The organism is bacterium (assembly GCA_014360495.1).
Taxonomy (GTDB): domain Bacteria; phylum Armatimonadota; class JACIXR01; order JACIXR01; family JACIXR01; genus JACIXR01.
The window spans coordinates 275,582-292,038 of record JACIXR010000002.1 but is presented as its reverse complement, the minus strand read 5'-3'; the positions used below and the strand labels follow the sequence as shown (position 1 = coordinate 292,038).

General features: G+C 47.7%; 13 protein-coding genes and 1 pseudogene. 10 read left to right on the top strand and 4 right to left on the bottom strand.

Features of this window, described 5'->3' with window-relative positions; genetic code table 11:
- From H5T88_02830 to H5T88_02805, 6 genes are all read left to right on the top strand, one after another.
- Positions 1–288: transposase (locus H5T88_02830; GenBank protein ID MBC7329272.1), on the top strand; the 288-nt coding region annotated here is incomplete at its 5' end.
- Positions 289–306: 18 nt separating this feature from the next.
- Positions 307–1,569 carry a VWA domain-containing protein gene (locus H5T88_02825; protein MBC7329271.1) on the top strand — a complete coding sequence of 421 codons (1,263 nt, stop codon included), beginning with the start codon at positions 307–309 and terminating at the stop codon, positions 1,567–1,569.
- Positions 1,566–2,336 carry an FHA domain-containing protein gene (locus H5T88_02820; GenBank protein ID MBC7329270.1) on the top strand — a complete coding sequence of 257 codons (771 nt, stop codon included), beginning with the start codon at positions 1,566–1,568 and terminating at the stop codon, positions 2,334–2,336. Before H5T88_02825 ends, H5T88_02820 begins: the two co-directional genes overlap by 4 nt.
- Complete coding sequence (locus H5T88_02815) at positions 2,278–3,129, top strand: Stp1/IreP family PP2C-type Ser/Thr phosphatase (GenBank protein ID MBC7329269.1); 852 nt, start codon at positions 2,278–2,280, stop codon at positions 3,127–3,129. Before H5T88_02820 ends, H5T88_02815 begins: the two co-directional genes overlap by 59 nt.
- Before the next feature lie 9 nt (positions 3,130–3,138).
- On the top strand, positions 3,139–4,641 hold the full coding sequence (locus H5T88_02810; GenBank protein ID MBC7329268.1) for a protein kinase: 1,503 nt from the start codon (positions 3,139–3,141) through the stop codon (positions 4,639–4,641).
- Between the two features lies 1 nt (position 4,642).
- Entirely contained in the window at positions 4,643–5,353 is a 711-nt protein-coding gene (locus H5T88_02805) for a PD-(D/E)XK nuclease family protein (protein ID MBC7329267.1), read from the top strand.
- Position 5,354: 1 nt separating this feature from the next.
- Here H5T88_02805 and acpS read toward each other — a convergent pair whose 3' ends face one another.
- Entirely contained in the window at positions 5,355–5,684 is a 330-nt protein-coding gene (acpS, locus tag H5T88_02800; protein MBC7329266.1) for a holo-ACP synthase, read from the bottom strand.
- Positions 5,685–5,761: 77 nt separating this feature from the next.
- On the opposite strand from acpS, the gene H5T88_02795 reads away from it, so the two are divergent.
- The 3 genes from H5T88_02795 to H5T88_02785 all read left to right on the top strand — a co-directional run bounded on the left by H5T88_02795 (position 5,762) and on the right by H5T88_02785 (position 7,791).
- On the top strand, positions 5,762–5,935 hold the full coding sequence (locus H5T88_02795; protein MBC7329265.1) for a hypothetical protein: 174 nt from the start codon (positions 5,762–5,764) through the stop codon (positions 5,933–5,935).
- Positions 5,936–6,122: 187 nt separating this feature from the next.
- On the top strand, positions 6,123–6,980 hold the full coding sequence (locus tag H5T88_02790; GenBank protein MBC7329264.1) for an amidohydrolase family protein: 858 nt from the start codon (positions 6,123–6,125) through the stop codon (positions 6,978–6,980).
- A gap of 1 nt (position 6,981) precedes the next feature.
- Complete coding sequence (locus H5T88_02785; GenBank protein ID MBC7329263.1) at positions 6,982–7,791, top strand: hypothetical protein; 810 nt, start codon at positions 6,982–6,984, stop codon at positions 7,789–7,791.
- Positions 7,792–7,820: 29 nt separating this feature from the next.
- On the opposite strand, the gene H5T88_02780 is transcribed toward H5T88_02785, so the two are convergent.
- Both H5T88_02780 and H5T88_02775 read right to left on the bottom strand, forming a co-directional pair.
- A complete protein-coding gene (locus H5T88_02780; protein MBC7329262.1) occupies positions 7,821–8,747 on the bottom strand; it encodes a hypothetical protein in 927 nt (308 codons plus the stop codon).
- Between the two features lie 30 nt (positions 8,748–8,777).
- Positions 8,778–9,140 (bottom strand): substrate-binding domain-containing protein, encoded by a 363-nt coding sequence (locus H5T88_02775; protein ID MBC7329261.1) that lies wholly within the window; start codon positions 9,138–9,140, stop codon positions 8,778–8,780.
- A 528-nt stretch (positions 9,141–9,668) separates the two neighbouring features.
- Between H5T88_02775 and H5T88_02770 the strand changes: the two genes are divergently transcribed.
- A complete protein-coding gene (locus tag H5T88_02770; protein ID MBC7329260.1) occupies positions 9,669–12,737 on the top strand; it encodes a hypothetical protein in 3,069 nt (1,022 codons plus the stop codon).
- Positions 12,738–12,997: 260 nt separating this feature from the next.
- Here the strand turns inward: H5T88_02770 and H5T88_02765 are convergent.
- Positions 12,998–16,415 (bottom strand): annotated as a pseudogene (locus H5T88_02765) (hypothetical protein).
- Positions 16,416–16,457: the final 42 nt, after the last annotated feature.

The following is a 16,457-nucleotide window of genomic DNA, read 5'->3' as shown; positions in this document are numbered from 1 at the left end:
CATTTCTACACCCATCCAAAGAGACCGCAAGAGAACGGCTATGTGGAGCGATTCCAGAGAACTATCCAAGAATATTTCATAGATGTATACCCGCTGGACTCAACGGATATAGACGAATTTAATAAGCAAATGATGTTATTCCTTATCTGGTATAATGCCTCAAAACCCCATATCGGTCTTAATAGAGATTCACCTTTAGAGTTTATAGTCAAGCAATATGGGAAATCTCCTAAGGAGTCCCAAATGTTATGGAATTATACACCATCTTTACTTTTTCCTCACGAATAGATATAATTTTCCTTTGAAATGGAAGAGACGAGGGTTATTTCCACTGTTCCAGAGAAGCCTTTCAGTTTGGAAGCCTATTTCGGCAATCGTTACGCCCTTTACAGCGTTCCCACAAGGGATTTCCTCCTCGTTCGCCTGCGCGCCACCGGCTCCCCCCAAATCCGCGCTCCCCTCAACCTTTGCCTCGTGATAGATAGAAGCGGCTCAATGGAGGGCGAACCACTGGAGTATACGAAGAAAGCATGCGCCTATGTCGTTGACCTCCTTGAGCCCGATGACATCCTCTCCATTGTCACTTTCGCCGAGGATGTGCAGGTCGTTATGCCTCCAAGAAAAGTCGTCAATAAGGAACTCATAAAAGCCCATATTATGCGAATTGAAGTCGGCGATACGACGAACCTCTACGATGGTCTATTGGTGGGAGGAAATCAGCTCAAATCAATTCCCCTCTCAAACTACACTAACCGAATCCTCCTATTCACCGATGGCGAGCCGACAACGGGAATAAGGGATTATCCCACAATCACTCAGCTTGCCGGCGACTTGCGAGAGGCGGGAATAAAGGTCACCGCCCTCGGCTTCGGCTTGGAATACAACGAGGAACTGCTCGTGGGAATCGCTAAGAGAGGAGGAGGGAATTATTACTACATATCCCGTCCCGAGCTGATTCAAGAGGTCTTCAGAAAGGAGATGGAATCCCTCCTCACGGTCGCCTTGAGGAATCCAAAGGTAAAAGTCCATCTATCCCGTTGGGTGAAGGCGAGGGATGTCCTCGGCTATCCAGCCGAATACAAGGGCAGAGATGTGGAGGTTCAGCTCGTTGATTTGGAGAGGGGCGCTTCCATATCCCTTCTTATGGAGCTCGAACTCGAGCCACGCCCTAAGGGAATCTATAGAATCGCAAAAGTGAGCGTTGAATCGGATGATTTGAAGGAAAAGCTGGAGGAAGATGTCGTTGTGGAGTTCGTTGATGATGTAGCCCTTATTCAAGAGGGAGTTAACGAAATGGTGAAGAGGGAATGGGAAACGAAGCAAGCGGCGAGGTCAATTGAGAAAACCCTTATGGCTATGAAGACGCAAGCTATCTCAACGGCAGCTGCGGTAGCCGAGCTGGAAAGGACGAAGGTCTTTCTCACGAATCAGGGGAGATTGGAGGAGGCGAAGGAGGTTGAGCAGGCTATTGAGAGCTTGAAGAAGGGCACATCCCTTGAGGCGGAGAAGACGCTCGTGGGAACGATTTATAAGATGGATTTGGGGAAGAAAAAGGAGGAGGAAAAATGAGCGAGGAAACTGTTGCCCTCCAGCCGATTGAGTGCCCAATCTGTCATTTCCAAAATCCACCGGGAGAGAAGTTCTGTCAGGATTGCGGCTTCCTTTTGGGAAGCGAGGCGGGAGAATGGGAGGAAAAAGAGGAGGAACCCCAGCCCCTCCTAATAGCTCCCGACGGAAGGGAATATACCTTGAAAGAGGGGGAAAATCTCGTCGGGAGGGAATCAGCGGATATCCTCCTCTTTTACGATAAATCCGTTTCTCGCAAACATGCCCTCATAATTTTGGAAGGAGATAAATGCTATGTTCAGGACTTGGGTTCAACCAATGGCACATTCCTCAATGGAGTTCGTCTCTCTCCCGGAGCAAAAACCCAAGTCTATGACGGAGACACCCTATCCTTCGGCGATTCCACTTTCCGCTTTTCCTATCCTCCTTGTAAAAAGGAGGAAATTCCAGCCAAAGCAATCCTTATCCTTGAGGGGGAGGAAATCCCAATAACTAAGGAGGAATTCCTAATAGGTAGGAGGGAGGGCGACCTCATCGTCCCCAATCCCTATGTCTCGGGTAGACATTGCAAGATTTACATAGAGGAAGAAGGAGCCTTCATAGAAGACCTCGGCTCAACCAATGGCACTTTCCTCAACGGGAAGGAGATTGAGAGGGGAGTGAAAACCGCTTTAGAGGATGGGGCAATCATTGAGATAGGAGGGACGAAGCTTGTCTTCAGACTCCCGGACGAAGATAGAGGAGAAGACAGAGAAGCTGAAGGCGGTTAAACTTCCTCCCTTTCATTTCAAGGTTGCCGGGAGGAGCATGCTGGGCAAGGTGAGGGAGAATAACGAGGATAAGATGGAGTTTTTCATTCCTGAGGAAGAAAGCCTTTTAGAGAAGAAGGGAGCGGTATTCATAGTGGCAGATGGGATGGGCGGTCATAATGCGGGGCAAATCGCCGCGGAACTCGCGGTTCAGACCTTCCTTCGCAGTTATCTAAAAAGCGAGACCAATAGCATCCTTCAAGCGATTAAAGAAGCGGTTGAGGAAGCGAATAGATTGATATGGACGATAGCTCAAGGGGTCAGCGAGCGGGAGGGGATGGGATGTACATTCACCCTCGCTGTCGTCCAAGAGGACAATCTCTTTCTCGCCCATGTCGGCGATAGCAGGCTGTATCTCATAAGGGATGGAGAAGCAAAGCAGTTAAGCGAGGACCATACTTGGGTGGCTGAGCAGGTGAAAAAGGGGATATTGAGTGAGGAGGAAGCCTTCCTATCTCCCTTCCGTAATCTCCTGACCCGCTCTCTTGGAACTAAATTAGATATAGAGATAGACCTTGTCCAATATCCGCTTGAAAGCGGAGACATAATCCTTCTCTGCACGGACGGTTTTTATGAGTATATAGAACCAGAGGAGATGGCGAGGGAATTGGAGAAGGATATTTCGCAGGGAATCTTCAATTTGACTGAGCTCGCTGAGGAAAGGGGTGGAAAGGACAATATAACGGCGTTGGCTGTGAGGGTGTATAGAGAGGATGAAAAGAAAAAGAGGAGAGGCTTTTTCTGGAGGAGATAGGCGCTTTATATGAGCGAGAAAACCGTCCAGAGATTGGGGAAATACGAGATAATAAGGGAGATAGGACGCTCCAACGACATAGTTTATGAGGCTTATGACCCCCAGCTGAAAAGGAGGGTGGCGATAAAGGAGCTTGTTATTCCTCCGGGTCTTTCCGGTGAGAAGGCGGTTGAGCGGAGGGAACGATTTTATCGTGAGGCGAGGGCGGCTGGTTCACTCCAGCATCCTAACATAGTCACTATTTACGAGGTTGGGGAGGATAATGGTCGCCATTATATGGTGATGGAGCTCTTGGAGGGGCAGAACCTTAGGGAGGTACTGCAGGTTAAGGGAGTTCTATCGCTTGATGAAGCTTTAAATATAACGGAGCAGGTTTTAAATGCCCTTATCGTAGCCCATTCTCACGGCGTCATTCACAGGGACATAAAGCCGGAGAACATCCATATCCTTCCCTCTGGGATAGTGAAGCTAACGGATTTCGGGATAGCTCGCATAACCTTTGAGCCATCCCTCACTATGGAGGGAGAGGTTTTCGGCACGCCGAGCTATATGTCTCCCGAGCAAATCAAGGGGCTCAGCATAGATGGAAGGAGCGACCTGTTTTCCCTCGGCGTCGTGATGTATGAGATGTTGAGCGGGAGAAAGCCCTTCCCTGGCGACAGCCCGGTAACAATCACCTACAACATCCTTTCCCAGCAGCCGGAGCCCATTCCCGGTCTCCCCTTGCCTGTATGGGAAGTGATAAGGAAGGCTCTGGAGAAGAATCCCGCGGATAGATTTCGCGATGCGGAAGAGATGCTGAACTCCCTGAAGAAAGCAAGAGAGCTCATCTCCCCAACCGTTAGCAGGGTATCAACTCCTCCTCCCTCCGTTTCCGCTCCCTCGGCGCCAGCTCCCAGCGTTCCCGCTCCCAGCGCTCCTGCTTCTCTTCCCTCCATTGCGGACGAACAGACAACTCACCTCCCGCCCAGGAGGAAACTCGTATACCTATCCGAGTCGCAGAAGAATTTCCTCCTATTGATATTGCTAACCCTTATGGGAACAGGTACTCTCTTTTTAATCATATTCGGCGCCCAAATGATGGCGGAAAAGTGGCAGATAGTTGAGAGGAGAAATAAGGCAATTGAATTTTATAACAAGGCGCTGGAATATTATCAGAGAGGCGATTACGCAATCGCCCTCAACTATACAAATCAAGCCCTTCTTTACGATGGAGACTTCCTTCCTGCTCGTTTATTAAGGGGAAACATCTTTTCTTTTTATAGACAATACGACCTCGCCTTACAGGAATGGCGATACGTCCTCTCGGCAAATCCTATGAGTCAAGAGGCGGAGATAGCGAAGAGGAATATGGCGGGAGTTTATCTTCTTAAGGGAGTGGAGGCTTATCAGAGGGGAGATACACGAGAGGCTCGCAATTATTGGTATATGGCTTTGACGATATCTCCGGGAAGCGAGCCTGCTATGAGGGCAGAGGAATTTCTAAAACAGATATTGCCGACTTTCCCCTGAGATGGAGCTTTCGTTCTCTCAATTAGCCGAATACTCTGAATGCCCCAGGAGATACTACTATCGCTATGTGCAGGGTCGTTCTCTTCCCAAGCAGAGCGAGGAGATGGCTATAGGCTCTGCCTTCCACGACCTCCTCAAATTCATCTTCTCTTCCACCCTCTTCCGTCCCTCCCAAGAGGAGATTGAAGCCCGCCTCCGCTCACTATTGAGCGGGAAATTGGGAGCGGAAAAAATGGACGAGGTCATGGAGCTTGGGAAAAAAGTGATAACTAATCTCCTCCAGGAAGACCCAAGCAACATCTTTGAAATAGAGTTCCCTTTCTCCTTGAGTTTGGGGGAACATATAATCAGGGGGAGGATGGATAGGGTAGATAAGTATAAGAACGGCGAGGTTGAGATAATAGAATACAAGCTCCACGGCGGAGGTAGATGGAGGAATAATCTCCAGCTCGCCCTATATCATCTCGCAGCGGAGAATCTATGGCACCCTCCCGCAATAAAGCTCACCATAGCCTCATTCGTTGATAACAAAAAGGAGAGCTATTATCTTCAGGAGGAAGAAGTAATTGAGGGTAGGGAGAAAATAATCCACCTGGCGAGCGGGATAGAAAGGGGGGACTTCACGCCCCTTCGCGCCGAGCATTGTTTCAAATGCCCCTTCTTCCAGGTCTGCTTTAAAGAGATTCCTCCGGAAAGGGAGAGCTTGCTTTGAATTAAATTAAAAGCGCTACAGCCACGGCGTGGGTTCGGGAATGGGAGATGCTGATAACGATTTGCCTTCCACCCGCTATCTCCTTTGCCTTGCCGTAGAGGTTCACAACAGGGTGTCCATCTTCCTCATTTAATATCTCTATGTCCTTCCATGGAACCCTCTTACCTAAGGCTTTCATAATCGCCTCCTTGGCGGAGAAACGTCCCGCTATCTGCTCCTCTCTTTTGCAATAATATCTTTCCTTTTCGGTTAGTATTCGTTCCGAAAAGCGAGGATTTCGCAGTGAGTTCCTTATCCTATCAATCTCTATTATGTCTATGCCTATTTCCATTTGGGAAGAATTTTATTAAACGAAAGGGATTTAGTAAAGGAAAGGGGATAGTCGGTTGAGAATATTTGTTTGTTATTATGAGGATGGTGAAGACTCAAGCCCTTTTGTCCATTGCGGAGGGGGCTTCCCTAATGGGTTGCATCGCAACTATGGGTATAGGTTTTGGTGCCAATTCCTTCCGTAGCGGGGTAAGAGCCCCATTGTCATTGCGAGCCTTCTGCTTCGCAGAAGGCTCGCAATCTCGTATTTAATCATGGCCAAGGAAAGAAATTGTCAAGCTCTCCTTTGTCGGACCCGCGTCGTTGGATATAGATTTTTATATGAGACATTTTGTTTTTCGTTATTTTAAATCCACCCTATTTTTCAAAAACCTTTACCCATGGGAGGAATGACAGAGGGTGGTTGCTTATGTATAATCTTATCCAAAGGAGATCAAAGATGATTATAGATATCCACAATCACCCTGCCTGGTATGGATATACCCCCGAGAAGCTCGTGGAAAATATGGAGGAAAACGGGATAGATATAACATGGTTACTCACCTGGGAATGCCCCCAGGATGAGTATAGCCCGGAGTTTCTAAGCTTCCTCCCGGGAACTCCCGAAGGACCCATTCCTCTTTCTTTCTCCCTTCCCTATATTGAAAAATATCCCGATAAATTCGTCCTCGGCTACGCCCCCGACCCAAGGAAGCCCGACGCAATAGACCGCCTCGCCTTCGCTATTTCCTTTTATGGAGTGAGGGTCTATGGAGAGCTGAAATTGAGGATGATGTATGATAATCCCGATGCCATAAGAATGTATCGCTTCTGTGCCGAGAAAAAGCTCCCCGTCCTCGTCCACATAGATTACGAAATCCCTACAAATGTCAAATACCCTCGCCCCAATTGGTGGTATGGTGGAGGCATTGAGGCTTTTGAAAGGGCTATCAAAGCCTGCCCAGAAACAATCTTCATCGGGCACGGTCCCGGGTTCTGGGCTCATATTTCTGGCGATGACCAATACGATAAGGTATATTATCCCCAGGGCAAGGTCGTAGAGGGTGGAAAGCTAATAGAGATGTTGAGGACTTACCCAAACCTATATTGCGATTTATCCGCAGGTTCCGGTTTAAATGCCCTCCAGAGGGATATTGATTTCGCAATAAACTTCATATTTGAGTTCCAGGACAGGTTGCTCTTTGGAAGAGACTTCTTTGACGATAATCTTTATAAATTCCTCACCTCTTTGTCACTTCCCCAAGATATTTTGGATAAAATCCTTTACAAAAATGCGATGAAATTAGTGCCTATCTAAAATGACCGATTTCCTCTTCTTTCTCCTGATAATCGTCGGTTTCCTCTTCGGTTTCTGGAGAGGAGCCAGGATAATGGGGTTGGAGTTCCTCTCCACCATTCTCGCCCTTATTCTCACGACCCTCATCTTCACTCTACATCATCTCTCCCTAGTTAGCTATATTTTCCTATTTTTCCTCCTTGCTTTTCTCTTCAGCGAATTTCCCTATCATCTTTTCAAAAGGTTCTTTAGCAAAAAGGAAAGCATTTTAGAAGAGGTAATGGGTGGATTTTTGGGGATGATTCTTTTCTTTCTCCTCGCTGGCGCTCTCTCCCTTCTCTGGGTTCCCTCCGAGCGTTCCCCACTCTCCAGGCTTGCTGAGAAAACTATGCCTCGCTTGATAATCCTCTCGGAGAAATCGCACATTGACCCTCCCAAGCTCCTCTATCATCCCTCAACTTTTGAGGGGGAATGGTCGGCGGAAGGGTTGTGGCAGGGAAGGATGGAGAGAAGATTTGAGAGGCTTGCTTTTTCACAGCTTGATGGAGGAACCTGCATCGCCTGTGGAGGGAGGGTCAAGTTCCTGGGATATTTTAGGAAAGGTAAAAATCCCATCGTTCCCAAATTCCAATGCACTGTTTGCGGTCGCACATCTGATGGCTGCCAGCTTTGGGAGGGTTTCCATAAAATTTACGGAATTTGTCCCGTGGATGAAGCTAATAAGGGGGTATTGCTTGACTGTGGGACTTGGACGAATTATAAATGGGTTGTCCCGAAGGGAAGATGTCCTGTTTGTGGGAAGGAATATAAGGGCGAGGGGCGACCGAATTAAAATCCCGGTCGCCCCTCGCCCCTCAAAAATCAGTAGTTGACTTGCAGTTGGAGCACGAAGCTATCCCTATAGTCTAAACTGCTCTTCGTATACATCAGAGAAAGCATCGTGTTCTTATCAAGATAGAATATCGGACCAAAAACGAATCTATTCTCCTTCAGCGTTTTCCATTTATCGGTCTTATCGTCGTATTTGTCTACCCCGTCGTAATGCTCATATCTTAAAATATACGCAACATCCTTAGCGTTTTGTCGCAGCTGGAGAAACCAACCATTGCTGTTTTCATCCCCATCCTTGCCCCAAATAGCCTCTCCTCTCAAAATCGTGTTATTCCTCTGCGTCATCAAATCTATACCAGCTCTATTCTTCTTTACATCCCTTCCGCCAATCCTTTGCTTCCCGAAATAGAGGGAGGTCCCGTAGGAAGAATCCTTCTTATCGTAGTTATAGAAGCGAATAGCTACATCCTTTGCATTGTTGTTATCCTTCGTATTCTCGCCAGTTCCGTTAACCACAGCTATAGCTACTCTGTTTCGCGAAATGTAGAGCAGACCTGCATCGTATGTTTGATTGGGGAAGAGCTTCTGGAGGGAGTTAGCTATCGCAGGAACCTCAAGATAAGCTCCCGAGAGGGGCATCTCGTAGCCGAAGGGGACCTTTATCTGCCCCATTCTCAACTGGTTTTTATTTTCCAAGTTGAGCTGAACCAAAGCTTCCTTTAAAACCACTTTTGAAGTGAAGTTCGGCTCAGCCACAAGGGTGACCAGGCGAGAAATCTTGAGCGTATATTTCAGCCTCAAATCCTTGACGGAAAACTGGCTTTTAGGCTCTTGGGACTGGTCCCAAGTGTAGCGGATCTTGGTGTATCCGCTGAGAGTGGCTTCGGCGGAAAAAGCAAGGCTTATCACAAGGAGCGTGAGTGCTGCGCAAAATCCTTTCTTAATCAAGCTTTCCATAGCTTTCTCCTTTCAATAAAGAGTCTATATTCATTTTAAGGGTATATAGCCGACTTTTTCCACTATCTTCTGCCCTTCTGGAGAAACCACGAAATCAAGATATGCTTTGACTAATCCCTGTGGTTTTCCTCTCGTGTAATTGTGAAGGAACCTGAACAGAGGATATTTCCCCTTCTTTATGTTGTCTTTAGTTGGAAGCATAGGGGTGGACTTACTATCTTTTGCAACCGCTATTATCTTTACCTTCCCGCTCTTGGCGAATTTCTCAGCATAGGCAACTCCAACATATCCTATTGCTCCGATATCCTGGGAAACGGTTGTTGCTATCGCGTTGTTTGAGGGAGTATGTATAACCGTCGGGGCATATTGTCCTTTTCTATAGTAAACTTGAATTAATTTATGGGCTTAATCGCAGATTATTTTTGGAACTTTGGGCTAATTTTTGCTATTTTTTGGAAATTTGCCCACCTTTCCTTGGAGAAGCTTTGTAATCTCGTATTTAATCGTAGCTAAAGAATGAAATTGTCAAGCTCTCCTTTGTCGGACCCGCGTCCCTGGATATAGATTTTTATATGAGACATGTTGTTTTTTGTTATTTTAAATCCACCCTATTTTTCAAAAACCTTTACCCATGTCAGCAATGATAACCTTTCTATCATTGCGAGCCTGACCGCTTTGGCGGTCAGGCGTGGTAATCTCTTTTGGGAAGGAAAATACATTCCTTTAAAAGACGAGATTGGCACGGGCTCCCTTCGGGAGCCCTCGCAATGACAAGAGGAGATTGCCGCCGTTCCCCGAAGGGAACCCTCGCAATGGAGAGAGGGGGAGATTGGCGCCCCTGACTTCGTCGGGCTCGTAAAAATAATTAAATTTATTTGCGATGCCTTCCCTTTTCTAATAACATTTTGAAGGGTGATTTAAATGTCCGAAAAAATTCTTTTTCTTTCCATCTGTCTTATCCTTTCCACCTCTTTAGGGCAAGTCATTAACAAACGCTATTACGCCCACGAAGCGGTTGAGGACCGCTTTGGCGTCATTGCCCCATGGTATAAAGGTCAGGATGGTCAACTGAGCTTTAGAGTGAGAATTGCCGCAGAAACGCTTAAGCGATATCCCTGGGCAACTCCTCCTCAATCCGTTATCCCCGCCCCCCATTTCGTATTCAATAGCAGATGGTCAATCTCCCCTCAGGGAGAAATCACCATCCCTCCCCTTGACGATTGGCTCAACGGCGACCTCGGTCAGCGCTCCGCCTATATAATCTCTTCCCTCGTTGAATATTATCGCTTTTCAGGCGATGCTTCCGCTATTCCCCTCATTTGGATGACCGCTGAATACCTCCTTGATTATTGCCTCACACCGCCAGACCACCCCTGGCCGAGATTTCTCATCTCCGTCCCCAACCGAGGAAAACCCTACCAAGAAGCAAATCCTCACGGTTTCATTCAGCTTGATATAACTGCTGAGGTGGGAATAGCCCTCCTTCAAGCCTATAAGATGATAGGGAATAGGCGCTGGCTTGAGATGGCAAAGCATTGGGGGGATTTGCTTGCCGAAAAGGCGGATACCCGCCCCGGAGTAGCTCCCTGGGGACGCTATGCCAATCCCGAGGATGTCCCCTGGGAGGATATCCAAACCGGAGGGATTGCGTTCATTCTCACTTTCTTGGATGAATTGGAGAAGCTCGGCTATACGGGACGCCAGCCGGGAAGCATAACGAAGGCGAGGCAAGCGGGAGAGAGATATCTCCGAGAAGTCCTCCTTCCCCGCTGGACGATAGATGATACTTGGGGGAGAAATTATTGGGATTGGCCTGACCCTGTGCAGGCGGAAAATGTCACGGAGTTCGTCGTCCGCTACATGATGGAACACCCCGATAGATTCCCCAATTGGAGAGCGGATTGCAGAAACATAATGTCCCTTTTCATAAACAGAACTAGCGTTTCTCCTTTTTCAAACGGAGATGTCTATCACGGGGCTTGGGCTTATCCCGAATCGAGCGGCTGCTGTGGACGCTCCCTTTGGTATGGTCCGATGGAATTGGCTACGGTTTATGCTCAATATGGGGTTATTTTAAATGATGAATGGGCGAAGGAGATGGCAAGGCGTCAGATAATCCTTGCCACTTATGATGCCCATGAGACGGGGGTTGTGGAGGATAACATAGATGGAGGACAAATCGTCGCTGGCGATTGGTTCAAAATCGCCCATCCTATGGCGCTCAAACATTGCCTTAGCGTGATGGCTTGGCTACCGGAGATATTCGGACCAGCGAGGGAAAATCACATAATGCGGTCTACATCGGTTATAAGGAGTGTGAATTACGGCGTGGGAGATATATCCTACGAGACATTTGACGCTCCCAAGGGAGTTCACGAAGTTCTTCGTCTCGCCTTCTCGCCAGAAAAAGTATTGGCGGATGGAGAAGCTCTTCCCAAACGGGCGGACTTGAATTCAAATGGTTATATCGTGGAATCTCTGCCCTGCGGAGATTTCATAGTTAAGATTCGCCATGATGGGAAGCGAAAAATAAGGATTCTGGGAAATGACCCCCAGAAAATGGAGAGAATCGCATCTCTTCCATTTGAATTCAAATTCAAGGGGAATCAGGTGAGGTTGATTGGCGATGTTTCTCCGGAGGGAGGCTTGGCGGAGATTTATATAGATGGAGAGAAGCAATTGGTGGGGATAGATTGCTGGAGTCCTATAAAAAGGGAAAATCAAGTGCTTTATTACAAGAGCGGTCTATCAAATGGAGAGCATACTATAAAAGTCGTTCCATTGGGGAAGGGGAATCCTCGCTCTAGGGGCGATACAATTACTTTGAAGGTTATTCAGTGGTCCGATGCGACAGGAGATTGTGGCTTTTGGGAAGGTGGTGGTCCGAGATATGCCCAAAGGGTTATCTTCGGATATCCTAAGAGGGAGGATTATATTGATAGCAAGGGCAATTCCTGGCGACCAGCGACGGAATTCATCGTGAGGTTAGGACATTTAGCGGATGTGGTGAAGCTTGCTTGGTGGACTGAGCCGAGAGCACATACAATCCTCAACACATCTGACCCCGAGATTTATCGCTATGGAGCTCACAGCAAGGATATGACCGCTTATTTCACCGTTGGTCCCGGCTCCTATTATGTCATCCTAAAGTTTGCCGAGACAAGGGATTTGCCAGATTTAGAAAGAGCTATGACTATAGAGATAAACGGAAAGGAAATGGTAAAGGGTTTTGATGTGCTGGCAACGGCGGGAGGGAAAGGGAGAGCGGTGGACCTTGTCTTCAACGACATTCAACCGAAGAACGGCGTCATAGCAATCCATCTCTATGGAACATATGGAGGTGAGGCGATTATCCAAGCGATTGAAATCGGACCGGGAAGGGCGGAGGGAGGAGTGAAGCCAATATGTGTGAAAGTGGAAGAAAAAATAGGCGTCAACCTTTTGAGGAATCCCGATTTTGAGGAAACGACTGGTGGAAGCTATGGCAGAATGGGAGATAAAGCGAACATCGGGGGTTGGAATTACCTCTTTCTGAGCCCCTCCCAAAGCTATATATGGGAGGAGAGGGATTATATTAATCATCCTGATTGGGGATTGCCGGAAATACATAGCGGGAATCAAGCTGTGAGGACACACAGTGATGGTAACGGGCATACAGTGATATATCAAGATGTGCCTGTAATCCCCGGTGCCACATATAGGGCGTCTGCATGGGTTAGGGCGGTTGACTTGAGGGGCAAGGGATTTGGAAGGAGCGCGGGAGATAGGGCGTCTCTTATCATACAAGAGTTGGCACCCTGCGGGAAGGTAATAGTTGAGCATCCGCCAGTGACCATAAGGGAGGCGGGACCCTATAGAGAATTGGCATTGGAGTTCGCGACGAGTAAGGAGACGAGTTCCGTTAGATTTATCTTAGAGGTTATCATTGGTTGTAGGTATGATGAGGGACATATAACTTGGGATAATTGTTCTTTGATTAGGGTAAAATAAAAGGGATGCCTGCCCTTTAGGGCAGGCATCCCTTTTTCCGGGAGGCAAAGGAGGTGATGAAGAGGAGAGGCTTCATTTCATTTAGACATAAAAGAGGGAAATTTGTTACACTTTTTCACTTAAAAACGAGATTGCCGCGCCCGCCGGAGGCGGGCGCGCAATGACAACCCTCTCTCCCATTGCGAGGAGCGAAGCAATCTCTTTGAGATTGCCACGGGCTGCCGAAGGGAGCCCGCTCAAGGACGGCAGGGTAATGAGGTTTATTTAATCGGAGCGAAAAGTGTGATTATATCATCCTTTTTTATATTTATACTTGCTGTTCCCCTCTCCCCTATCTTTTCTTGCGGATTGCCTCGCATATCCGTAAGCCAAACCTCGCCACAGCCCTCCAATTTCACATTAACCTCCCTCTCACCCTCATATGGGCGCCACAGCCTTAAAATCAACCCCCTCTCGGTGGGATAAAGGGCGCTCAAAACGACGGCATTCTCGGGCTCTATCCTGAGAAGAGAAAAGGAATCCTTCTTCCAGACCTCCCCAGTAGGAAAAGCTAAAACAAGCTGAGCAATCTCATCAGCCAGCTGGCTCACCCTCGCCGCTTCCCTATTACCTTGATAGAAATATAGCGCCAACTCATACTCCTCATCGCCCGATAAAGGAGATTGATTGTTAGGCGCATAGATGAAGTTCCCGCCATAGGCTAAAGCTATGCTCAAGGAGGAATTCTCTTTATCAAAAATTCCACTTGTAGCCCTATCAGTATAGATAGCTACGCCTTCCCCCATTCCCTCAGCTCCCGCATAGCGTAAAATGGGAAAGAACCTTTCGTAAGGCTCCCTCAACTCAAATGCTCCCTGAGAATAGAAGCTCGGATTAAGAAAATTCAGGGGAAGAACTAAGCGAAGCTTCAAATCATCCCTTGCCCAATCTGGTATATTCGGCATCGGAGGATATTCGCCCGTCGCCCCTATGAAGCTTCTCTCCCCAAAATTCACCCTCAGATTGACCCTCACAAGAGGAGAAAGCGGGGATAAAGTCAATCGCAATTCAAAGGGGACATTTCCGATTTTTCCTCTCCCCACCGCAACTCCCAAAGGACCTTCATTGAAAGCCTTTATCTCCTCAATTTTCCAAATCTCATCCCCCGATGGGAAATGCCCGGTGACATAAGCGGGCTTATGCAAAAGCTGGACTCCTTCCCGAGAATATGCCATAATCCCTTCTTTTGAAAGAATTACTTTGAGGTAATCGTTCTCTATTTCCGCCCTTCCATACCTCAGATTAGCCTTTGCCTTCCTCTCAATTCGGTGTGCCTTTCCCTCCTTTAAGTTTATCCTGACATATCCCATTGGAGGGATTTTCGCTTGGAGATAAGCTTTAAGCTCTCTCACGCTTCCATCAGGATGACGGGATAAGACCTCTATCTCAGCGGGAATGGGCTTTCCCAAACTCTGAAAGAGGGGATTTCTCACAAATCCCTTTGGAAGGGAAATCCGTAAATTCACGATTTCCTCCCGCTCGCTTCCCGTTAAATTTAAGAGATTAAAGCTTCTCCAATCATTTCCTTTAAGCGACTCCTCAATAGAGCGACAAATCTCAACAACCTCCCTTGAAGCTTCATAAGTCAGCTCGGCATAGGATTTGAAACCCCTGTGCCATATCCCGAAGATGACGGGAGCGCAAACCCAGGCATCGTGATGATGACCGATGAGAAGAAGGCGCCAGGCATCGGAAAGCTTTTGAGAAATCTCCTTCGGAAAGGTCTTCTTTGATTCCCCATAGGCGAGGGATAAAAGCCGTTCTGCCCTCAAAATGGAGTTCTCTCCTATCCTATCAGCCTTCTGGGGGCGACCAGCGAGAAGGGCAAAGGGAAAGCGATGCTCAAATCCCCTATAAGCATCCTTCCAATCTCCCTTTGGCTTCCCTAAAGATGATAAATATTCCCCTATCGTGGCAATCTTTACCTCATAAGAAGGGGAGGGAGCATTCATAGAAAGATGCAAAAACTTCTCCCCATCCTTTGCCTCTCCCTTTGCTATCTCTCCCTTTGCCTCCACTCCCTCGCTATGACCTATAGCCCATTGCTCGCGCATGCTCTCCGCTTCAAAGGAGCCGAAACGGAGGAGTTCTCTTCCATCCTCCGTCATTAAACTCAAAGCATCAAAATCGGCGTCTCCCTCCTCAGAGGAAATTATCCTTCCCTGAGGATATATGTAAACTGCATCTTCAGGAACGAGGAAATTAATGGAGAGAAAATGCCATTGATTATCAAGTGGGCAATTCTCCGATTGCGTTCCTCCCTCCGCTACGCCTAAAGCGTTATGGGCATCAATATAGAGATGAACATCTCCCTTTCTCGCACGAACGAAACCCGAAAGCACCAACCTCTTCCCCCTCAAATTCTCCGCTGGCAAAACTTGACAGATATTAGCATATCCGCTCTCAAACTTTTTGTTGATGAAAGAGGATGCTGTGGAATTCACCCAAGAATCTACAAAATCGCCGAAAGCGATGAAGAATGGATTTCTTATTCCCCTTCTCTCGCACTCCTCAACTTTACTTATCGTTGGCGTTGCGGGAGCACCCCAGCCATCCCTTAAAGGTTGAGGCTGGGGGATAGCGGTTATTTTCGTTCCATCTGGTCCTACCCAATTGACGACCTCTGCATTGTAGCTTGGGACGAAGCCGAAGGCTCCCCAGGAGGTGCGATATAGGACGGCATCAAAGCCGAATTTCCTTAGGATTTGGGGTAGCTGTCCAATCATATTTGGCTCTTGAGCCGGCGTAGATTTTCACGGGAGTGTCTAAAGCCTTTTCCACCGCCTCGCAGCCGAGGAGGAATTGGCGAATCACCGCCTCATCTCCTATCGTATACATTATCGGCTGGGTGTATGCGCCGCCGACTATCTCTATCTGACCCTTTTTGATGAAATCGCGAAGTTTCGCCAACCTTCCCTCATCCTTTAAGCTCAAAACGATTAATTTCTCCAACCCCCCATTGGAAAGAAGCTCTTCCCCTGTTTCCTTCAGCTTGAGGGATAAATCGTCAAAATCAGCTATTCCGGGCTGAGAATCTATCTTCGCTTGAGGGAAGATATTGATGGCATTTGGTGGGACGATATATTCTATTTCCACATAATGCCATTTCCCGTCGGGCGGAATGCGTTGAGAAGCTTTTGCTGAACCGGGGATGAAAGCAGAGGAATCCCAAGCATCTATATAAAGATGGGCGCCCTCTCCTTCCTTCGCCCTTATCCAACCGCTGAAGATGAGCTTTTTGCCCTGTAAATTCGTCGCGGGTTTTGGTTGAATTAACTGAACCCAGTCCCCCTTTATCAACTGGAGTCGGATGCCAACTTCTCCATTGTGGGCGTATTCTCCTCCGAAATCAGCACTCCATTCCCCAGTACCTCCCCAGCTCCAATCGGCGATCAGCATCTTATCCCTTCCCTTTTTCTCTAAAGGAAATTTCTCCCCCGAAAGCATCCTCTCTATGGTATAAGGTTCAAGCTCAAGGATTGCCTTTAAATCTGGATGTTCTGTGAGGACATTAAAGAGGGAGTCAAGGGCGTTCTGTGTTCCCCTCTCATCGGTGAGATAATAACCTCCGTGCCATCCCCAGCCGACGAAGACCGCCGAACGGAGTAAGGAGGAAGGGACGATGAACAAGAAACATATACATAGATTCCTTGCCAAAAGCATACTTAATCACCTTTGTCA